Raw genomic sequence first — 20,835 nt, 5'->3', positions numbered from 1 at the left:
CTGTGATGTGACTGCCCGACACTGCAAACCCTCCGTTTTGCGGGTGTCGAACCCTATCAGATCAACCGGCCAAGATAGTTGTCGCTGGACCGGTCAAGTTAATTGTCGCTCTATAAGTGCCCGAACGAAGTGGCCGAAGCCATTTTGGGACACTCAAAGAAAGGCATCGAAGGGACATACGACCTGCATGGGTATGAGCTAGAATGTCGAGCATGGTTGCAGAAGTGGGCCGATCACCGAGAGGGGTTGCTTCGCGAGGACAGTCGATTGCTTGTTTGTGAACAGACTCAGACTCGGGCTGAGCCCTAGGGCGATCTCGAAGAGCTATCTATTACGGACTCGGTGCTGAGCCAAACGGGTGCTGAAAAACATAGCGAGCGCAACTCGCTCGCTCAGACGCACGACATGGGCATCCATGCTGAGGGCGTCAAAATGGCACGGGAATCTTCCGCGCCAAGCCTTCCTTGCTCTGAGATCAAGTTCTCACTTTTACGCGTTGACCGCCTTGTACTGCCGTCATAATCTGCATGCCGGAATTCATTGAGCTATCGAGGGAGCTAGCATGCGGGGCAGAACAACAACAAATCTCACCACGTACTTGGGAGCAATCCTGATCTTCACTATCTCTCTCGGCACAGTGGCCGGATCTGAAAAAGAATCAAAAAAAAACAAACCGAAACCTGAGGTCGAAACCGAGCACGTTGCGAAGCCGATAGTCTCGGTTATGCCTAATGCATCCAACGACGCGGCAAATGCTCACGCATCTTTCCGCGCGCCATCCAAAAAGTCGCGGCGTCTCATATCCAGCAAAAAGCCCGCGAAACGGGCTAACAACTAGCCGCAAACCAATACCCAGCACCTCCGTTACTCTCGCGTACCTGGCATCGAGCCGGGCTGGGCGAGCATTGCCGAAAACCTGGTTAGGGAACTCATATGAAAAGGGCATTACAGATAATATCCACGATTCTATTGTCGCACGTCGCTCTGACGACAAGCGCGGTTGAGATTCGAGATTATTATTCAGAGCCAGGGATAAACCCGTTCAAACAAGGTTTGAACCAGAGCGCTCATGAGCACATCGACCCCTTCTCGGGCACTTTGCAGCTCACGTATACCGACATGGTGGTGCCAGGAAACGGCGGTATGGACATCGTCGTCAATCGGGTATACACAAGCCTTCAGACCAACCAGTACCCCCACAAAAGCCTCACTGGAATCGGCTGGACGATGCACTTTGGGCGGGTTGTCGCCTCCCAGGCAAACCAGGACAAAATCTGTCCAGAAGACCAGGCGCTTTTTTCGGTCAGCACAAAAGACAATCCATCGCTCGAGTTCGCCGATGGTGCCCGGGAGTTAATGGTGCTTAACAACATTAATAATGACAACAGCCTTATTACACGAAGCAACTGGAAGGCTATTTGCAACCCAAGTGGCCCCGGTCTGATCGTGACCTCCCCCAGTGGTGTGACCTACACCATGGACCAGTTTGACAACTTTCAGGAAGAGCCAAGCTGGTTGACCAGCCGTATTGAAGATCTGCATGGAAACTGGATTCAAATCGACTACGCGGTGAATGCCTTGGGTATTCGTTACATGACCGAGGTTTTTCGCAGCGATGTGGGTTCAACTACGCCAGTCGTAACGTTTGAATACGAACCCGCAATGATCGACACTGCCGACATTCTGTTGCGCGCAGTCGTCGCCAACGGTCAGCGTTGGGAATATGACTACACCCTAGTCGAGGGGTTTCTCTACAACCGATACCAGCTGACACAGGTAACTCGGCCGGATGGGAGAACCTGGCAATACGCCTACAACGGAAAGGCTGATGATCCAGATCCCAGCGACGGTGTAAACGAAGACGGTTTGGCGAGCTACTCTCTCAATTCCGTCACCTACCCCGATGGAGGTCAGATTAGCTACACGTATCAGTTTGTGTATTTTGAGCAGGGCTCCAGCAAACGTACCACTTCCATTGCCAGCAAAACCACCATTTTGAACGGAAATCAGGAGGCTACCTGGACTTACGAATTTGCGCCTCATTCTATCCCGTATTCTGAAGGCGGCATTACGGTAAATATGGACGAAACGACCATTACCGCTCCCGATGCGGTCTACGTATACAACCATTATGGCAAGGGCGTCGGCGGGGGACTGGATGAAAACGGGGTTTGGACCAACTGGTTCTTCCGTCCGAGCATTGTGGGCCTATTGGTGGCCGAGAGAACTTTGGACAGTTCAGGCCTCCTTCTTGAGGAAACCACAAACGATTGGGATTGGCGCATCATCTCCAACGAAAACTATTTCCATGGTGGCCATAATCAAACCTGGTGGGTTGACGAATATACCGCAACGCCAATTCTCCTGGGGCAGCGCTATACACGCGATGGTGGGTTTACAAGGGGCATCGATTACAGTGAACACGACGAGTATGGCAACCCTGGTGCTACGCTGGAGTATGTAAACCTCGCTGCTGACGACCACCGGCTCACCAGAACAAGCTACTACAACGACGCGGTGAATTGGATCATTGGAATTCCTCAAACTGAAGAAATATTGTCGGTCGATCCGGCGGATGGCTCGGAAACCTCAGTCGGGACTGTCAGCCGGGTAATTGATTCGCAGACGGGAAAAATCACCTCGGAAACAAAATTTGGCGTAACGACCCAATTCACCTACACCCTCGAAGGCGACCTTGAGACGCTAACCGATCCTCGAGGAAAAATTACCACGTTCTCCAATTACAAGCGCGGTGTGGCTCAACGGGAAGATCGTCCGGAAAACGTGACGGTTTTCCGGACGGTCAATGACGAGGGAACTGTTGCTTCGCAAAACCAATGGGCGGGGGTTTACCACATCTTTCACCTACAACGACATGAACCAGTTGGAAGGCATTCTGTACCCGATCGGCGCTCCAGTAAGCGTCGCGTATTCGGCTAACCAACGCACACTCAGCCGGGGGGCATTTCAAAAAACCGACACCACGGACGGTTTTGGTCGAACAATAAAGACCGAGCACAAGGACCTCATGTCTGGAGAGGGCATTCTCAACACGACCCGCTACGATGCCTTGGGCAGGCCAGTGTTTCAGTCTTACCCATTCGCCCTCGGGGACATCGAAGCAGGGACTACAACCCATTATGATGCATTGGGTAGGGTAAAGGAAATCGTAAACGCTGATGGAAGCAGCAAGCTATTCGAATACCTGGACACGACCGTTACCGAAACAGATGAAAACCAGCACTCTACCATCCGAACCTTTCGGTTTCTCGGGACGGAAAAAGAAAGCCCAATCGTGCGTCTAATAAAGACCGAGCTGAATGCCACCCAGATTGATTACGATGCTTTGGGCAACGTGATTAGCGTTCAGCAAGGCCTCGACAACGGCGACGGCACCATGACGGGCTATGTTCGGACCTATGACTATGATTCCCGCTTCTACCTGGAACGAGAAACGCATCCGGATTCCGACGATATACATTACACCCGCGATGCTGCGGGCAACATGCTGTCAAAACGAGTCGGGGGGGTTGATCCAGATCCGGCGCAAACAATCAGCTACAGCTATGACGACCTTAACCGCTTGCTATTGGTCGACTATCCAGACTCTACACCAGACGTAAGCTTCTCTTACAACCTGAACGGATCGATCGACTCCATCAGCAATTCCGTTGCTTCAATGATCTACACCCATGACGAAAATGAGAACCTCGATTCCGAGTTGATCACCATCGAGGGTAACACGTACCTGATAGGCTATGAACAGAACGAAATGGACCATCTGAGCGAAGTGGTCTACCCCTCTGGGGATGTGGTTGACTACATGCCAGATGCATTCGGTCGCGCAAGCAAAGCGGGAGCATACGTTACCGAGGCAAGCTATTTCCCCAACGGGATGCTGCGGCAGATGACATTTGGAAATGGGCAAGTCACCACCTACAGCCAGAACGACCGGATGCAACTGGAAAGCATTCAGATCGGCTCTTGGCATCAATTAACATACGGGTACGATCCCGCTGGCAACGTGCAAAGCATAATCAATGCCCGATTGCCAGATTACAGCCGTACAATGACCTATGACGCGATTGATAGGCTTGAGACCGTAACCACCAGTGGTGGAACCGTGACTACCTATGCCTACAACGCACATGACAACATCACGTCGGTGGCGGTGGATGGGGGAGCATACGTCGAATACAGCAACAATGGCACCCGCGTCCAACGGGTACGCAGCGGCTCGCTGAATAATCTATGGGCATCGTACGACGGTCACGGACGGCTCGAGCGACTGGAGCGTTGGGACGACTGGTTCGATAACTTGTACGAAGACCAGGACTTCTTCTATGACCTCGCGGACAACATTACCTCAATCACGAAATCTCAGTCGGGCAATACGGAGTTTCACATATTCGGTTACGACGGCAATAACATGCGAGTGTCTGCAAATCGTGATGGAGAATCCCTTCACTATGTATATTCGTCTGATGGCCAGCTAATAGGTGAATACGAAAACGGCTACCTGTATGGCAAAGAACATATCTACTTTGCGAACCAGCGGGTTGCGTCGGTTGACAAGAACGAGGCGCCGATTGCCAACGCAGGGCCCGACATAACTGCGGTTTTCGGACAAACAGTGGTACTGGATGGTTCAGCTTCATTTGACAGGGACGGTTATTTGCCCAGTTATGGCTCTGAATGGACGCAAACCGCCGGCGACGCTGTACAAATCATGAATGCCAATACCAGAGCGGCCTCCTTTGTGGCACCGGCTCTGGAGCAGACCTTGGAGTTTAAGCTGTCTGTCATGGACAACGAAGGAATCAGGTCCGAAGATGCGGTCCTGGTTACCCTCAAGCCGAATACACCGCCCCAAGCAGACGCTGGCGAAGACGCAATCGTCATGGAGGGAACGCCCATCGTGTTGGACGGTAGTGGCAGTTCTGACGCCGATGGCGAGATCGTCAGGTATTTTTGGCAGCAGACCAGTGGACCGGCAGCCTTCATCCCTTATCCGGAAAACATGACACTATCAACCGGGGCTCCGGCGGTGGAGACGGTTACAACACTGACGTTCTCGTTGACGGTTACAGATACGGCAGGAGTGACCGCCACGGATTCGGTCTCCGTGCAGGTCTATGGCGCATCTGAGGATAGCGACAACGATACGCTCCTCGACTACTGGGAAATGAAATATTTCTCGAGCTTGCAGTATTCTGCAATCGACGATCCCGATGGCGATGGTCTGAGCAATGCACAGGAAATGGACGAAACGACCGATCCGGCGATCCCCGATCCAGCTCCCTCGGCCGTCCCCATCTTTGCTGGCGTTCCGGGCGACGCCAGCGCCTATCTGTCCTGGGCGACCGTTCCGGCAACGCAGGGTTACAATCTGTATTGGAGCAGCGGAGAGGTCTTTGACCCCGCATCGGCGGCCAAGATCACGCTTCCCTCGGGTACGAAAACGCACGAACATACTGGTCTGCTGAACGAACAGCCATACAGTTACGCGATTTCCGCATTCAACGGCAGCGGCGAATCTGTCCTGAGTTCGGTAGTGCAGGTCACTCCGGGCAGTCCAGGCTGGCGTACCCATGCGCAGGGTAGTGCGACGGAGGTGGGTACGAACCGCAGGGGAGATCTGGTTCGCGCGTGGGTCGATGCCGATTCGAAGCAGGTCTTGGCCCAGTTTCGGTTCGGCGCTGCAGAATGGTCGGCTCCGCAGTTAGTCAGGCAATTCCCCGATCAGATTAGCGACCTACGCTTGGCCATTACCGAGCAGAGGTCGATTTATATCGCGTGGCGTGAAACGAAGTATGTTGACGGTTTCGGCCACGTTTGGGATGTGCGGGTCGCCAGTCGAGCGTTGGAAGACACTGCATGGACTTTAAGACTGCTGGATGACAAGGACATATTTGACGGGTCAATCGATCACAAACTCCACGTGGAACAGCTAAGCACGTTTTCGCTCAATAGCTCCGGGAGTGTGTCACTTGCGTGGACCCAAAACGATATCAACTGGTATCAGAACGCGAACTACGGCAATGTAACCCCGGAATTTCATGTGTGGCACTCCGGCGCAAGCCGAGGCTCCAGTTTCGACGCGTATCGTGGCTATGGTTCAAGTCATCAAACTGGTCCTGTCCTTCCTGTTGAAAACGGCTTTGTCGCCGTCTGGACCAGGCATGAAGAGCGAACCGACGGAAATGATTGGCACCGCCTGTTCGCGCGGTCTACGACTTACAGCGACCAGCAATATTGGGGTGGCAACCTGCTGGAGATAGAAAGTTTCGATCCGGAAAGCGGGAGCACTTCCTACGGCTACCGTAACGTTAAGGCAGCTGCAGATGACGCGGGCAACTTGCTCGTCACCTTCCGCAAGGTGACCTCACGCAATTCCGAACTGTTATTTACTCAGTTTGCGCCCGGCGGACAAACATGGACAGCGGCTTCGCAGTTGGCAAGGTCCGGTGATGTCTACCAGGTACTCGGACTTCAATCGGGCTTCATGGTCGTTATCGAGGATAGTGGAAGCTTGTCGTACATGATCATTGCCCCGGATGGTAGCGTCACATCCACGGGAAGCCTGGAGGAGCAAAGTGGGGAGTTCGCTAGAACCCATACCGGCGTCATCCTCATGTCCTGTCACTACGGCGCACCATCTGTGCGCCGCTTCGAACAGGGTACCTGGGGCTCCGCTCTGACTGGCCCCTCCGGTGATTGCGACATCCAGATGGCCGACCATTACGGCAATGCAGTATTCAGCAATGCATACCACGGTGTAGCACAGGCCTGGCCGCCCAACAACGCACCGAGTGTCAATGTGGGGTCAGACCAGTCGGTATTGATTGGCGAGATGGTTACGATCAATGGGACCGCAACGGACGACGGGATCTTGCGAAAGATTACCTGGACGCAGCTTGACGGCCCTCCTGTCTCTCTAAATACCACCGGAGCACAAGCGTCCTTCACCGCGCCCACCATTTCGGGGACGCAAGTATTAACTTTCAAGCTCGAGGCCATCGATGAATGGGGTGGACTTGCTTCGGACGAAGTGTCGATTACCGTTTGGGATGGCACCACGCCGCAAGACAGCACGGCTCCTGTGACGACCTACACAGGGACTCGACGTGCGAGCAAGGGCTCTGTTTCCTTTGACATTACCTTGAGTAGCAACGAGCCGGGAACGACCTATTTCCGCTTCAGTGGGCAAGGGAGCATTGGGTCGGGGGGTGCCGGCACGCCGGATTGGCAGCCCTACACGAACCCAGTGACCATCAACCTCGACAAAAAAGGCGTCGTAACGTTCGAGTACTACAGCATCGACGACGCCGGCAACCAGGAAGCCACTCAACAGGAGGTGCTCCAATGATCAGGTCACTTTGGCAAGTTACCGTTGGAATATGCCTGCTGGCGAGCGTGGCACTGGCAACGCACGCCGACAAGGTCACCTACTACCACAACGACGCCCTGGGCTCGCCCATCGCGGGACGCGCCCCAAACGGTGGAGTCTGGGTAGAGGAATACGGCCCCTACGGCGAACGGTTGATTGGCGAGTCGTCGATCGACAACGACATCTGGTACACCGGCAAGCAGGAAGAGCTCGGGATGGGCGTTCAGTACTTTCACGCCCGGTGGTATCATCCGGCGCTCGGTGCGTTTTTGTCGCGGGATCCGGCGGGGTTTCGGCTTTACAACCTTCATTCTTTTAACCATTACGCCTACGCCAGCAATAATCCGTTCAAATTTGTAGACCCAGATGGAAGGGAGTCTCGATTTGCCCTAAGGCTGAACAATAGAATTCAGCGGCTTGGGACGGGACAAATCACTGCGGAACAGTACCACGCAGAAACGAAAGCTGAAGGCTACGGAGCCATTGCGGGGATTATGATGATGTCCCCGATCGATGAAGGGGCACTGCTTGGGCTTGCGCTAGGCAAAGGGGCAGGCTACGCATTGAATCTCGGGAAAGGAGCCAAGCTTGCGGAGGGAGCATTTTCTAAAATCGATAACATTACGAAGCCAGGTTCAAAGCTGCCAAACCTCAAAACGGATGTTCCCAAAAGCGAGTTTGAGAAGAATCTCCTCGACAGTGGGTTTACCAAATCAACATCGAAAGATGGAAATGTGAACATCTTTACCGGCGGGGATAAGAAATATACTACAAGAGAATTTTCAAAATCTACCGATGGTCCGACGGCTGAAGTGTTTAAGGATAATAGGCCGGTATTTAAAATCCGTTTGGGAGATGAGTGAATGAAGGTGGTAGCAACGGACAGTGATTATGACCCAATCGCATCAGGTGCCGAGAAAGTTCTGGAGAGGACAAAAGCTTTACCTGACAATGTATTCAAAAAGACCCTTAAATTCTTCTTGTTCATCACGTTTGATGAGCTATTTATGCCGCTTTTTTTTAACAATCTCAAGCGGTATTTGCTGAATATCGGTGAAAATAGCTTTTGGCTGACTGCAATAGAACCAGATCCTAAGCTCTATTTCGGTGCTCATTTTGATTTTTACGGAGCAATTGAATTTTCCTGTTCAGATACTGAAGACGAATACCTTTCAGCATTAAACAACTACCCAGCCGACAGTCCTGCTGATGCGTTCGCTCACAATGCTAATTTGCTAATGTATTTTTCATCCAAATATGGATGGGCGATATATGGCGATAGAAACGCCGACATTGCAATTTGTGCTTTTGCGGACCGACGGCAGATGGAACTATTTGAGTCCATATATGGTTCCGATTTGTTGGCTGGGGTAAAAGCTGCGGCAGCTTATGCCTATGGTGCGACTGGTGAACGTGACTTGGAAGCCGAGCTCTGTGGGAGTTATTCTGCAGATTAGTTGTGGCGCGAACCTTACGTGCATTACCTTGAGTAGCAACGAGCCGGGAACGACCTATTTCCGCTTCAGTGGGCAAGGGAGCATTGGGTCGGGGGGTACCGGCACGCCGGATTGGCAGCCCTACACGAACCCAGTGACCATCAACCTCGACAAAAAAGGCGTCGTAACGTTCGAGTACTACAGCATCGACGACGCCGGCAACCAGGAAGCCACTCAACAGGAGGTGCTCCAATGATCAGGTCACTTTGGCAAGTTACCGTTGGAATATGCCTGCTGGCGAGCGTGGCTCTGGCATCTCACGCCGACAAGGTCACCTACTACCACAACGACGCCTTGGGCTCGCCCATCGCGGGACGCGCCCCAAACGGTGGAGTCTGGGTAGAGGAATACGGACCCTACGGCGAACGGTTGATCGGCGAGTCGTCCATCGACAACGACATCTGGTACACCGGGAAGCAGGAAGAGCTCGGGATGGGCGTTCAGTACTTTCACGCCCGGTGGTACCATCCCACGCTAGGTGCGTTTTTGTCGCGGGATCCGGCGGGGTTTCGGGGGAATGTGCACTCCTTTAATCACTACGCCTATGCCAACAACAACCCGTACAGGTACATCGACCCCACCGGTGAAATTCCGGTCGAGACCGTCTGGGACGCCGGTAACGTAGTCATTGGAGCTGCCTCTTTCGGCTCGAATGTTTCCAGTGGGAACTACGGAGGTGCAGCGCTAGATGCAGCAGGCGTGCTTGTCGACGCGCTCGCCACCGTCACGCCCTATATCCCTGGAGGCGCGGGCGCGGCGATAAAGGCCTCGCGGGCAGCCGATGTGGTTTCGGATGTTGCAAAGAAAGCAGACTGGAAGTCTGACCCTGATCATCCAAACTGGAAAAAGGAATCCGGCCCTAAATCTATTGGTTCTGATGTCGTAAAAGAGCCCACCCCTTCGACCAACCCTGAATTATTCCGTAATGTGCGTGGCTGTAAAGGCAAATGTAATACGCAGACGGGAGAAATTTGGGAACCGGATATGCTGCACAAAGATCACTTCGAAGTTTATAAGAACAGGAAAAACTACGATAAAGGTAAGCGTGATCGTTCTGTGTGGGATGACGGAAGACCTAAGGATACTTTTTAGATGAACCTTGATGAAGAAGCAGAAAAAATCACCGAGCTTTTAGCCGGTAAAACTGTTGAAAGCTGTATTAGAAATGAAGAAGGAGAGTTATTAATAAAATTCCAGTGTGGTGCTAGGCTTTTTGTTAATAGCGATCAAAAACTAGAGTTTTCTATAACAGGTTGTTGACCTCAAAGAGGGTGTTCAAAACTCTGTGTCAGCCAAAACGAAGCTAAGGTGTCTCGCTCGTTGCCACTGACTGGCTCGGTGAACCTGCATCGGTCGATGCAGAACCCCCAAAACCCCAGCGCCACTCAGCGGCTTCTTTGCAGCTGCAAGTTCGTTAAAGGTCGACATATTCGGACGCTTCCCCGGTGTCAAGGCGTAGGAAGCCTTTGCCCAACTGTATTGGACAATGTTTATTAGCTTCAGCCCTGCAGTAGCACTTGAGTTGGCGGGGTAAAGCTGACATATATCGGGCGTTTGATCGAAGCTTTCGGGTTGTTAGCTTCGGTCAGTATTCGGCACTGCATATCACGGTGTAGCACAGGCCTGGCCGCCAAATAACGCACCGAGTGTCAATGTGGGGTCAGACCAGTCGGTGTTGATTGGCGAGATGGTTACGATCAATGGGACCGCAACGGACGACGGGATCTTGCGAAAGATTACCTGGACGCAGCTTGACGGCCCTCCTGTCTCTCTAAATACCACCGGAGCACAAGCGTCCTTCACCGCGCCCACCATTTCGGGAACGCAAGCATTGACCTTCAAGCTCGAGGCCATCGATGAATGGGGTGGACTTGCTTCGGACGAAGTGTCGGTAACGGTTTGGGATGGCACCACCCCGCAAGACAGCACGGCTCCTGTGACGACCTACACAGGGACTCGGCGTGCGAGCAAGGGCTCTGTTTCCTTTGACATTACCTTGAGTAGCAACGAGCCGGGAACGACCTATTTCCGCTTCAGTGGGCAAGGGAGCATTGGGTCGGGGGGTACCGGCACGCCGGATTGGCAGCCCTACACGAACCCAGTGACCATCAACCTCGACAAAAAAGGCGTCGTAACGTTCGAGTACTACAGCATCGACGACGCCGGCAACCAGGAAGCCACTCAACAGGAGGTGCTCCAATGATCAGGTCACTTTGGCAAGTTACCGTTGGAATATGCCTGCTGGCGAGCGTGGCTCTGGCATCTCACGCCGACAAGGTCACCTACTACCACAACGACGCTTTGGGCTCGCCCATCGCGGGATTCGCCCCAAACGGTGGAGTCTGGGTAGAGGAATACGGGCCCTACGGCGAACGGTTGATCGGCGAGTCGTCGATCGACAACGACATCTGGTACACCGGAAGCTCGGGATGGGCGTTCAGTACTTTCACGCCCGGTGGTATCATCCGGCGCTCGGTGCGTTTTTGTCGCGGGATCCGGTGGATTTCGTGCTCAATAATGTACATTCGTTTAACAAGTATGTTTATGCCAACGCAAATCCTTACAAGTACGTCGATCCAGATGGAAGATATGGTCGGGGGACAGGATTTACAGATGAGCAATGGACGAACTTTGATAAGCACCAGAAGAAAGCAGCGAGACGGATGTTGAGCCGAGCAGCGAGCTTGGAGAAAAAAGTGGCAAAAATGCAGAAGAAAGGGAAGGCAGGTCACTTCGAGCTTACAGAGGTTGCCGGATACCTGCGTTCTGGTGCATCGGCGTTGAATAGCGATGGAAGTGATGGTCACGTCGCTAATGGGGTTGATTCAACTACATGGGTGTCAATGGGCCAGAGCCCGGGAGCTCCGGCCGGTGTCGCGAATCGTGGCCCCATCATGACTGTGAATACCGGCCACCAAGTATGGGGATCTGGGGGGCACCAGATCATCGGGTTTATTCTGGGTCATGAATCTCTCCATTCGGCGGGGCTAGGACATCAATATGGTTCGAGCGGTGCTACCGCGTACAAGCATGGTAATGTGATTCAGCGGCAGGCGTTCAAGGAGATTTCGGGCACGGGCAAGGCCGCGACCAATCCAGATCACATAATGGACATGGTGTACTGATGAGGAACTCGGCGTTCGTCTTTTTGTTACTACTCGGTGCATGTGCCAGTTTGAACGGTTCCTTTCCCATTCAGTACGACTGGATAGATCGTCCAGATCAAGATGCGCTTGAATTGGTGTACCAAAATAAAACAACGAAGATCGTTTGCCTCTCGCCTGAGATGTGGCCGAACTCGCAAGGAAAAATAGATTCTGATGGAAGCAGAGTATCTTTATGGGTCGAAGGTGAACGGTACCCAAGGAAAGAATTCAACTCGGGATACTGCCCTGGCTGCGCGGTTCGCGTACACCCCGGAGAGAAAATAAGAAGCTTTTTTTTCTATTCCGATTTCGAGCTCCCACGCAAGTTATACAGCGCTCCTAAAAAGCTCGAGTTCAAGCCGATGGCGTTCTATTGTACTGCCGATGACCCACAACCACCGTGGGAGAAATAACTGCTGGCAGAAACTTAAGCGTCCACATATGTCCGCGCAGCCGTCCTATATAGGGACCCGCCCCGCGAGAAAAGGCTCTGTTTCCTTTGATTACCTTGAGTAGCAACGAGCCGGAACGACCCCCTTTCGCTTAAGCGGGCAAGGGAGCATTGGGTCGGGGGGTACCGGCACGCCGGATTGGCAGCCCTACACGAACCCAGTGACCATCAACCTCGACAAAAAGGCGTCGTAACGTTCGAGTAATACAGCATCGACGACGCCGGCAACCAGGAAGCCACTCAACAGGAGGTGCTCCAATGATCAGGTCACTTTGGCAAGTTACCGTTGGAATATGCCTGCTGGCGAGCGTGGCTCTGGCATCTCACGCCGACAAGGTCACCTACTACCACAACGACGCCTTGGGCTCGCCCATCGCGGGACGCGCCCCAAACGGTGGAGTCTGGGTAGAGGAATACGGGCCCTACGGCGAACGGTTGATCGGCGAGTCGTCCATCGACAACGACATCTGGTACACCGGAAAGCAGGAAGAGCTCGGGATGGGCGTTCAGTACTTTCACGCCCGGTGGTACCATCCCACGCTAGGTGCGTTTTTGTCGCGGGATCCGGCGGGGTTTCGGTTATACAACCTTCATTCTTTCAACCATTACGTCTACGCCAACAATAATCCGTTCAAATATGTAGACCCAGATGGAAGGGACTCGATTTGCCCTAAGGCTGAACAATAGAATTCAGCGGCTTGGGACGGGACAAATCACTGCGGAACAGTACCGCGCAGAAACGAAAGCTGAAGGCTACGGAGCCATTGCGGGAATTATGATGATGTCCCCGATCGATGAAGGGGGACTGGTTGGGCTCGCGCTAGGCAAAGGGGCGGGCCACCGCCTAAGAGCCGGGAAAGGAGCCGAGGGCGTAGTAGAGCTCACCGCCCAGCAGCAGAAAGCTATTCGTTCTCTCGAAAAACAAATAGCTAAACACGAAAAGAAGCTGAAAGACTTTAAGGATAACCCTACAGTTCGTCCTGGCAGGGAAAATCAACCGAAAGATGCGATTCTGAAGCAACAACGGCGTCGGGTAGAGCACCTTGAAACAGAAATAACTACGTTCAGGGATAACATCGACAAAATTAGGCGCGGGGAGATCGATTCATGATGAAGAAGTGTTCCAACGGCCGCAGCTTGCTCGTAACGGACATCGATTCTGTTGAGAAACAGCTGGATCGCGATTGGACGCCCTATGTAGTCTTGTTGACGGCATGGTCCAGCTATCAGGAACCTAACGAGGTATTGGGCACACTCGTCAAATTCTTGTTGGCAAAAGGGGCTAGGGTATTTGTTTGTGTTGGTAGTCATTCGGAGCAATTGCATGACGAGATTGACAGTATCTTTTATGAATACGGTGATGAAGTGCAGAATGCAAAAACGGCCATACTAACGACGTACCATGATGATGAGTCGATCGAAGAAGCGGTGAACTATTTCGTCCATGGAACTGATTTACCGGACGACAGTAACGGTGGGTTATTAGCTATACTAGGTTCTGGTGACCTGCAAGTAAGGGCCGCATTGAGCGAAACATAATTGCTGGAGGACCTAAGGGGACATATATGGACGCTTCCCGGGTGTCAAGATGTAGGAAGCCTTTTCCCAACTGTATTGAAACACGTTTATTACCTTCAGCCCTGCAGTAGTACTTGGGTTGGTGGCGGTAACGCTGACATGTATCCCTTGGAGAAAGAAGCGGCACAAATGCAGAAGAAAGGGACAGGAGGTGCTCTGGCGAGCGTGGCTCTGGCATCTCACGCCGACAAGCTCACCTACTACCACAACGACGCCTTGGGATCGCCAATCGCGGGATTCGCCCCAAACGGTGGAGTCTGGGTAGAGGAATACGGCCCCTACGGCGAACGGTTGATTGGCGAGTCGTCGATCGACAACGACATCTGGTACACCGGAAAGCAGGAAGAGCTCGGGATGGGCGTTCAGTACTTTCACGCCCGGTGGTATCATCCGACGCTCGGTGCGTTTTTGCCGAGGGATCCGGCGGGGTTCCAAGTCGCCAATCTTCATTCTATTAACCACTATATCTACGGAAATAACAATCCTTACACTTTCGTTGATTCTGATGGGTGATATGGAATCAGAGCAACGCACCAGCTAAATACTGGAGAGGTTAAGTGCTCAATAGTATTCACGCCGAATGCAACCAGCTATCTATCGGAATACGGCCCCGCCGTAACTTTTTTGGGTAAGTGGATTTCCAGAGGTGAAAAGGTGGTCGACATAATTCCCGATCGGGCTGGCCCGCTCAACGTATACCGGGATGGTAGCGAAATACGGGAGCACGATAGTGAAATCCAAAAACACTTCGAAGGGAAGAAAAACCACAACAGAAACACGCTCTATACTGAAGATGAACTGAAGTCTAGATTGGTGAACGCCTTTGAAAAATCTGGCGAAACCAGAGGACTGTATGACCAACAACGTAAACTGTATGGGAACGAGGGCGGAACAGGGCCAGGCGAGGTTTTTGATCCGGTGTTTAGGCGAGCCAGACAGAAGCTAGAGTCGTCAAACGACATTAATTTGAGATGACCGCAATGAAGAATAAGTACCTGTTTGCTATAGCTTGGGTAGCGAGCTCGATTGTCACCGGGTGTTCTAACAGTTCCAACTTTGACGCCTTTTGCGTTTTAGAATACCGGCGCTGAGTGCGCAGCGCCACCCGCATTTGATGTGTTTGTCAAGTGATGTATACTCTGGCTCCAAACTGCGCTCAAGGTCCAAAACGCCAGAATATCAACGTCTTATGGACTCACGAGCAGGACTCGAAGCCAGATACTTTCAACTTGCTCGGAGGCTCCTTAAACAGCTACCGACCGCGGCAGCGGACCATTTCAGCGCGACCGGAAAATGGGTCCGCTTCCTGGACAGAAGCCGCCTTTCGGGCGGCGCCCCACAACCCGGACGAGCCGTGATTTATCCGCATCCGGGTCTTCCGAAGAACGCCCGCCGAGTCGAAGTCAAAAAAGATGAGTGCTTAACCCGCAAGCATGCAAGCGCGAGTACCCAACCGGCTTGGTTTAAGGTTACACCTTTACTCTACAATCCAAGGCAACGCCATGAACGATGTACCCCATTACCCGATAGGCACCCCCGGCATCCCGTGGGGAGATCAGGAAAAGCGCAAATGGCTGTCGCAACAGCGCATTCAGCGTTCCTATGACGAAGACGTTGTCCATAAGCTCAATGCGCTGGCGGCCGACTGCGATATTGATCATTACGGCGAACTACGTTACGACCATGTCGGTTATGCAAAGGATCGTTATCCGCTCTATGTGGCCAGGAATCGCTCCTGGGACGTTGCCAAGCCTACCATTCTGATCACCGGGGGCGTGCATGGTTATGAAACCAGCGGGGTTCACGGTGCGCTGCATTTCCTCGAAACTCAATTGACCACCTACACAAGCGCGTTCAACTTCATCGTCGCCCCCTGCGTCAGCCCGTGGGGCTACGAGACCATCAACCGCTGGAACCCGGAAACCATCGACCCCAATCGCTCGTTTAAGAACGGCGGCCTTTCGCAGGAATCCAAAGCATTGATCCGCTACCTGGCTGATTCCAACATCGAAATCCACGCGCATTTCGACCTGCATGAGACCACGGATACAGATAATTCCGAGTTTCGCCCGGCTCTGGCGGCACGGGACGGGCTCACCGATCAGGAGGCATGGGATATACCGGATGGGTTTTATCTGGTCGGCAACAGTCAAAAGCCAGCCGATGAGTTTCAGCGCGCAATAATAGAATCGGTCAGCCAGGTGACTCATATCGCACCGGCCGACGCGAATGGCAAAATCATCGGTGCCCCCGTCACGCAAACCGGTGTCATCAACTACGATCTGAAGCCACTGGGCCTCTGTGCCGGCCTCACCGATGCGGCATACACAACCACCACCGAAGTGTATCCCGACAGCCAACAGGTAACGGATGAACAGTGCATTCGCGCACAGGTCGCTGCGGTAAAAGGTGGCCTGGACTTTATCATTCGACCTCGATAACACATTGAGGTGCAGGAAAGCTAGGCCGAAATGCGAGCGTTAGCCTGCTGTCATCCATGCGGGGATTACCGATGACTATCGGGTACTCTTTCGCTGAATAACAACAAAAATTTAGGAGGGATCCTTTCGTGAGTACAGTATCACCCACCGCAGCCCCTCAACTGCGCCGCACCGCCCGTGGACCAAAAATAAAAGAGTGGCCGGTTGGCTGCCCTGTTGGGGCTGCCCTTCGCTGCCTTCGGTCTCGGTATGCTGTTTCTCAGCGTCATTCCCAATTTGCACGACGCCTGGCGTATGCAGTGGTGGCAGCAGGGCCAGGCGCAACTGTTGAGTGCCGATCTGGTGGGCAATGACGGCACCTACCGGGCAAAGGCCACTTATCGCTACGAATACCAGGGTCTGCAATTCACCGGTGACCGGGTCGCCATCATCGAGTGGTCCGACAACATCGGCCGTTTTCAGCAGCGTCTTGGTTCGCAGCTCGAAGCGGCGTTCAGCGAGGGGCGCCCGGTTACTGTTTGGATAAATCCAGACGATCCTCAAGAGGCGGTGCTCAATCGCGAGCTGCGCTGGGAAATGCTTGGCTTCAAGATGATTTTTGTGGTGATTTTCGGTGGTGTCGGCCTGGGCGTTATCTGGTTCAAGCTGCGTGCGAAAAACCGTATCCTCACCCACGACATGGCTGCTGAGAAACCCTGGCTCACTCGCAAGGAGTGGGCAAGCCCGGTCATCATCAGCAACGCAAAGGCGGGCCTTTGGATGACCTGCATCTTTGCCGCATTCTGGAACCTGATTGCCTTTCCCTTGGGTTTCCTCGCCTTCGGCGATCTACTTGAGGGCAATAGAAATGCAATCATTGCGCTCCTGTTCCCCGCCATTGGCATCGGTCTCCTTGCCTGGGCCGTCAAGACAGTTCGCGCCTACCGGCGATTCGGTCGCACACCCCTGGCCATGGACCCTTATCCCGGCTCCATCGGCGGTCAGGTGGGCGGCACTATCGATGTGGGCCTGTCCCACGATCCAAGCCTCAGGTTCCGTACTACCTTGTCCTGCCTTTACAGCTACATGAGCGGCTCTGGCAAAAACCGCCGCCGTTCCGAGCGCGTGGTCTGGCAAAGTGAAGGTTACGCCCACACCCGCAGCTACGGCGGTAAAACCCGGTTGGAAATTCTTTTCGACGTTGAAGATGGCCTGCCTCCTTCGGATCCGAAAGACAGCAGTAGCTATCATCTCTGGCGATTGGATGTCCACGCCAGCCTCGCCCGCCCTGACTTCAGCCGCAGCTATGAGATTCCCGTCTTCCCGGGCGAGGCAAATGCGCAAAACGTCCAGGCACTCAGCACTGAACACGCCAGCGCCGCCGAAGAGCGAATCCAGTCCATCGAGGAGGTTCTGGACCTGAAACAGATTCCCGGCGGAGTCGAAATTCTCTACCCCGCCTTCCGCCATCCGGGCCCGAAGCTCATGGGCATAATCTTCGGCCTGGTCTTCCTCGGCGTAGGGCTGGCGGCCGGGCTTAACGGAGCGCCGATAATCTTCCCCATCCTTTTTCCCCTGATCGGTGGACTGGTGGCAATAAGCTCCCTCTACTCCCTGCTGGTCAGCCTGAGAGTGCGCCTGGACACAGGCAGCCTGACCACCGAGAAAAATCTGCTGGGCATGCGTGTGGGTGGTAAGCAAATTCCCCGCAGCAACATCCGCAGCCTCGGGATCAAACGAGGCGGCAGCGCCTCCACCGGCGGCAAGCATACCGTCTACTTCACCTTGCAGGCCCACACCCGCAGCGGCAAGTCCGTGAACGTGGGGATGAACCTGGCGGGACGAGATGCGGCGATGCAGGCGGCGGAGTCGATCGGAATGTTGACGGGTTTGCCCGTGGAGGAGAAGAGCGCGAGGCAGAGTGGGGTGCTCACATGGGGGACGGAGTAGGAAAAATTCATTTCACCGTCTTCGGGTTGCTCACGAGATAGAGAACGAATCTGCCTCCTTCTTACTTGGGTGCATGCCGTCAATGACGGTGTCTACCGCGTAGCATTATCTGAGTGATTCATTGCAGACGCCCACGGACAAACACGGTGGCCATCGTGAGCGACACCAGCGCAATGAATACGAGTGGCCAGAGACTGGTGAGGATATCGCCGGGCGGCATTGCCTTCAGGAAGCTGCCTTCCACTATGATCAGGAAATGCGTGAGGGGGATTGCCTGGGCGAGCCATTGCAGCAGCGGGGGCATGTTCTCCACTGGCGTTGCAAAGCCGGACATTAGAACCGCCGGAACGCCAATCGCGAATGCACCGAGAATGGCTTGCTGCTGCGTTGCACTGACAGCCGAGATCATCAAGCCAATGCCCACCACCGACAGAATAAACAGCATCAGACTGATAAGGAGCAGCCCGAACGAGCCGCTGAAGGGAATCCGGAACAGGCCGACCGCCGCCGCCATCATCAAAAGCCCGAGGCCGGTACCGATTGCCAGCGCCGGCAGTGACTTTGAGATGATGATTTCCAGTGTCGATGTCGGAGAAACCAGCAGTTGATCGAAAGTACCCAGCTCCCGTTCGCGGGCAATCGACAGTGAGGTAATCAAGAGGGCGCTGAAAAGTGCCAGGATGCCGCTCAGGCCGGGTACGATGAACCAGCGGTAAATCAGGTTGGGATTGAACCAGTTGCGCGCCACCACCGGTACCGCAGGCACGGCGTCGGTATTGATTTCGGCGTCGAGTTCAGCGGCGATGGTGGATAGATAGCCGACGGTAATCTGACCTGAATTGCTGCGCCGACCGTCGACTATTACCTGTACGTGAGCGTTTCTGCCAGCGGCGATGGAGCGCGAGAAATCCGCAGGAAAATCGAGCGCGGCGATCGCCTTGCCCTCGTTGATCAGATCCCGTAACTCCTGTCGGTTGGTCACGCGATGCACCTGATTGATGAAATCGGCCCGTTGCACGCGTGTGATCAATTCGTGAGACCAGAGGCCCGCGTCCTGGTCGTGTACGGCAATATCAACATTGCGCACTTCCAGAGTGGCGGCAAAGGCAAACACCAGAAGCTGCAGCAGTGGGGGGACGAGAACAACCATACGGCTGCGCGGATCGCGCAAGATGCTCAATATCTCCTTGATAAACTGGGCACGCAGCCGGGTGGTGGAAAAAGCGCTGGACTGTTGCGACATGCCGTTCATTCCAGGTTCTTGCGTGTGGCACGGGTTGCCAGCAGGAAGAAAAAAACACCGATCGCCGCCATCGCGAGAAGGTTCGGCACGAATACAGACCAAATGTCCCCGGCCAGAAAGACCGTTTTCAGAGATGAAACGAAGTATCGGGCCGGGATCAACCAGGTGATCGCCCGGATCGGCGCCGGCATTGCGTCGATCTCATACAGAAAGCCCGACAGCATGAACGCGGGCAGGAATCCGGAAAACAGCGCGATCTGCGCGGCCAGAAACTGATTGCGTGTGACCGAAGAGATCAGTAACCCCTGGCCCAGAGCAGGCACCATAAACACTGCTGACAGTAGCAGAAGCGCGGCCAGCGATCCGCGCAGTGGAACATCGAACACGAGAACCGCGAGTCCTGCCGCGCCCAGAGTGGACAGCATGCCGAGCGCGAAATATGGCAGCAGTTTGCCGATCAGGATTTCAGCGACTGAAGCGGGTGTCGATAACACCGCCTCCATGGTGCCACGTTCCCACTCGCGTGCCACTACCAGCGCTGTGAGCATGGTGCCGATGATGGTCATGACGATCGCAATGGCACCCGGCACGAGCGAGCGGCGGCTTTCCAGCTCGGCATTGAACCAATAGCGTGGGTCCAAAACTACCGCCGTGGAAGGTGTTTCGGCCCCCAGTCCGGCGCGCCATGTTTGCACGACACCCTGGGTGTATTTGGCAACGTAGTTGGCTGTATTGGGTTGCGAGCCATCGGCGATGACCTGCACCAGCGGCTTTCCACTGCGCTCGGCGAGGCGCCGCTCGAAGTCATGTGGAATCACCACGAAGCCCCGGAGTTTGCCGGACACGACCTGCTCGGTAACGTCGCGCCGATCGTGGGCAAACGTCACGTCCAGGTAGCGGGTGCCCGCAAAGGCGGCCGCCAGTTCCTGTGCCGAAGCCGACTGGGACTCCTGTACCACGCCGATGCGCACCTCACGCACGTCCAGCGACACCGCGTAGGAGAACAAGAGCAGCAGCACCAGAGGTAACGCAAAGGCGATCAGGAGTGTGGATGGATCGCGAATCGCCTGCAGGGTTTCTTTGATCGCCAGCGCTCGCAGACGTTTCAGATCAAACTTCCGCACGGTTTGGAGAGGCTCCCGTTCAGGAGAGCGTGGGCCG

18 protein-coding genes are annotated in these 20,835 nt (G+C 54.2%); 16 read left to right on the top strand and 2 right to left on the bottom strand.

The window, feature by feature from the left end; translation table 11 throughout:
• The first annotated feature begins 933 nt into the window (after positions 1-933).
• From ACURWW_RS02225 to ACURWW_RS02150, 16 genes are all read left to right on the top strand, one after another.
• Complete coding sequence (locus tag ACURWW_RS02225; RefSeq protein ID WP_445615383.1) at positions 934-2,940, top strand: hypothetical protein; 2,007 nt, start codon at positions 934-936, stop codon at positions 2,938-2,940.
• Positions 2,876-7,369 (top strand): PKD domain-containing protein, encoded by a 4,494-nt coding sequence (locus ACURWW_RS02220; RefSeq protein WP_445615389.1) that lies wholly within the window; start codon positions 2,876-2,878, stop codon positions 7,367-7,369. The genes ACURWW_RS02225 and ACURWW_RS02220 overlap by 65 nt, the downstream gene beginning before the upstream one ends.
• Entirely contained in the window at positions 7,366-8,253 is an 888-nt protein-coding gene (locus ACURWW_RS02215) for an RHS repeat domain-containing protein (RefSeq protein ID WP_445615382.1), read from the top strand. Before ACURWW_RS02220 ends, ACURWW_RS02215 begins: the two co-directional genes overlap by 4 nt.
• The gene (locus tag ACURWW_RS02210) at positions 8,254-8,847 is read left to right on the top strand and encodes a hypothetical protein (protein WP_445615381.1); all 594 of its coding nucleotides are present in this window, start codon (positions 8,254-8,256) and stop codon (positions 8,845-8,847) included. It abuts the gene before it with no gap.
• A gap of 28 nt (positions 8,848-8,875) precedes the next feature.
• The gene (locus tag ACURWW_RS02205) at positions 8,876-9,082 is read left to right on the top strand and encodes a hypothetical protein (RefSeq protein WP_445615380.1); all 207 of its coding nucleotides are present in this window, start codon (positions 8,876-8,878) and stop codon (positions 9,080-9,082) included.
• A complete protein-coding gene (locus ACURWW_RS02200) occupies positions 9,079-9,978 on the top strand; it encodes an RHS repeat-associated core domain-containing protein (protein ID WP_445615379.1) in 900 nt (299 codons plus the stop codon). The genes ACURWW_RS02205 and ACURWW_RS02200 overlap by 4 nt, the downstream gene beginning before the upstream one ends.
• Positions 9,979-10,146 (top strand): hypothetical protein, encoded by a 168-nt coding sequence (locus tag ACURWW_RS02195; RefSeq protein ID WP_445615378.1) that lies wholly within the window; start codon positions 9,979-9,981, stop codon positions 10,144-10,146.
• 394 nt (positions 10,147-10,540) lie between these two features.
• Entirely contained in the window at positions 10,541-11,089 is a 549-nt protein-coding gene (locus ACURWW_RS02190; RefSeq protein WP_445615377.1) for a PKD domain-containing protein, read from the top strand.
• Between the two features lie 226 nt (positions 11,090-11,315).
• Entirely contained in the window at positions 11,316-12,011 is a 696-nt protein-coding gene (locus tag ACURWW_RS02185) for an RHS repeat-associated core domain-containing protein (protein WP_445615376.1), read from the top strand.
• 730 nt (positions 12,012-12,741) lie between these two features.
• Positions 12,742-13,170: an RHS repeat domain-containing protein gene (locus ACURWW_RS02180; protein ID WP_445615375.1), complete on the top strand. Its 429-nt coding sequence runs from the start codon at positions 12,742-12,744 to the stop codon at positions 13,168-13,170.
• Positions 13,133-13,594, top strand: a complete 462-nt coding sequence (locus ACURWW_RS02175; protein WP_445615374.1) for a hypothetical protein — start codon at positions 13,133-13,135, stop codon at positions 13,592-13,594. Before ACURWW_RS02180 ends, ACURWW_RS02175 begins: the two co-directional genes overlap by 38 nt.
• Complete coding sequence (locus ACURWW_RS02170; RefSeq protein WP_445615373.1) at positions 13,591-14,022, top strand: DUF7684 family protein; 432 nt, start codon at positions 13,591-13,593, stop codon at positions 14,020-14,022. The genes ACURWW_RS02175 and ACURWW_RS02170 overlap by 4 nt, the downstream gene beginning before the upstream one ends.
• A 147-nt stretch (positions 14,023-14,169) precedes the next feature.
• Positions 14,170-14,574, top strand: a complete 405-nt coding sequence (locus ACURWW_RS02165; protein ID WP_458618429.1) for an RHS repeat-associated core domain-containing protein — start codon at positions 14,170-14,172, stop codon at positions 14,572-14,574.
• Between the two features lie 141 nt (positions 14,575-14,715).
• On the top strand, positions 14,716-15,036 hold the full coding sequence (locus ACURWW_RS02160) for a hypothetical protein (protein WP_445615371.1): 321 nt from the start codon (positions 14,716-14,718) through the stop codon (positions 15,034-15,036).
• A 527-nt stretch (positions 15,037-15,563) separates the two neighbouring features.
• Positions 15,564-16,502 (top strand): M14 family metallopeptidase, encoded by a 939-nt coding sequence (locus tag ACURWW_RS02155; protein ID WP_445615370.1) that lies wholly within the window; start codon positions 15,564-15,566, stop codon positions 16,500-16,502.
• A 204-nt stretch (positions 16,503-16,706) separates the two neighbouring features.
• The gene (locus ACURWW_RS02150) at positions 16,707-18,431 is read left to right on the top strand and encodes a DUF3592 domain-containing protein (protein WP_445615369.1); all 1,725 of its coding nucleotides are present in this window, start codon (positions 16,707-16,709) and stop codon (positions 18,429-18,431) included.
• Between the two features lie 118 nt (positions 18,432-18,549).
• Here ACURWW_RS02150 and ACURWW_RS02145 read toward each other — a convergent pair whose 3' ends face one another.
• Both ACURWW_RS02145 and ACURWW_RS02140 read right to left on the bottom strand, forming a co-directional pair.
• Positions 18,550-19,674 (bottom strand): ABC transporter permease, encoded by a 1,125-nt coding sequence (locus ACURWW_RS02145; RefSeq protein ID WP_445615368.1) that lies wholly within the window; start codon positions 19,672-19,674, stop codon positions 18,550-18,552.
• A 5-nt stretch (positions 19,675-19,679) separates the two neighbouring features.
• Positions 19,680-20,798 (bottom strand): ABC transporter permease, encoded by a 1,119-nt coding sequence (locus ACURWW_RS02140; protein WP_445615367.1) that lies wholly within the window; start codon positions 20,796-20,798, stop codon positions 19,680-19,682.
• Positions 20,799-20,835 lie beyond the last annotated feature (37 nt).

The sequence above is a fragment of the Gilvimarinus sp. F26214L genome (assembly GCF_054401055.1).
Note: the sequence above shows the minus strand (reverse complement) of the source record. Positions and strands in the feature narration are given on the sequence as shown.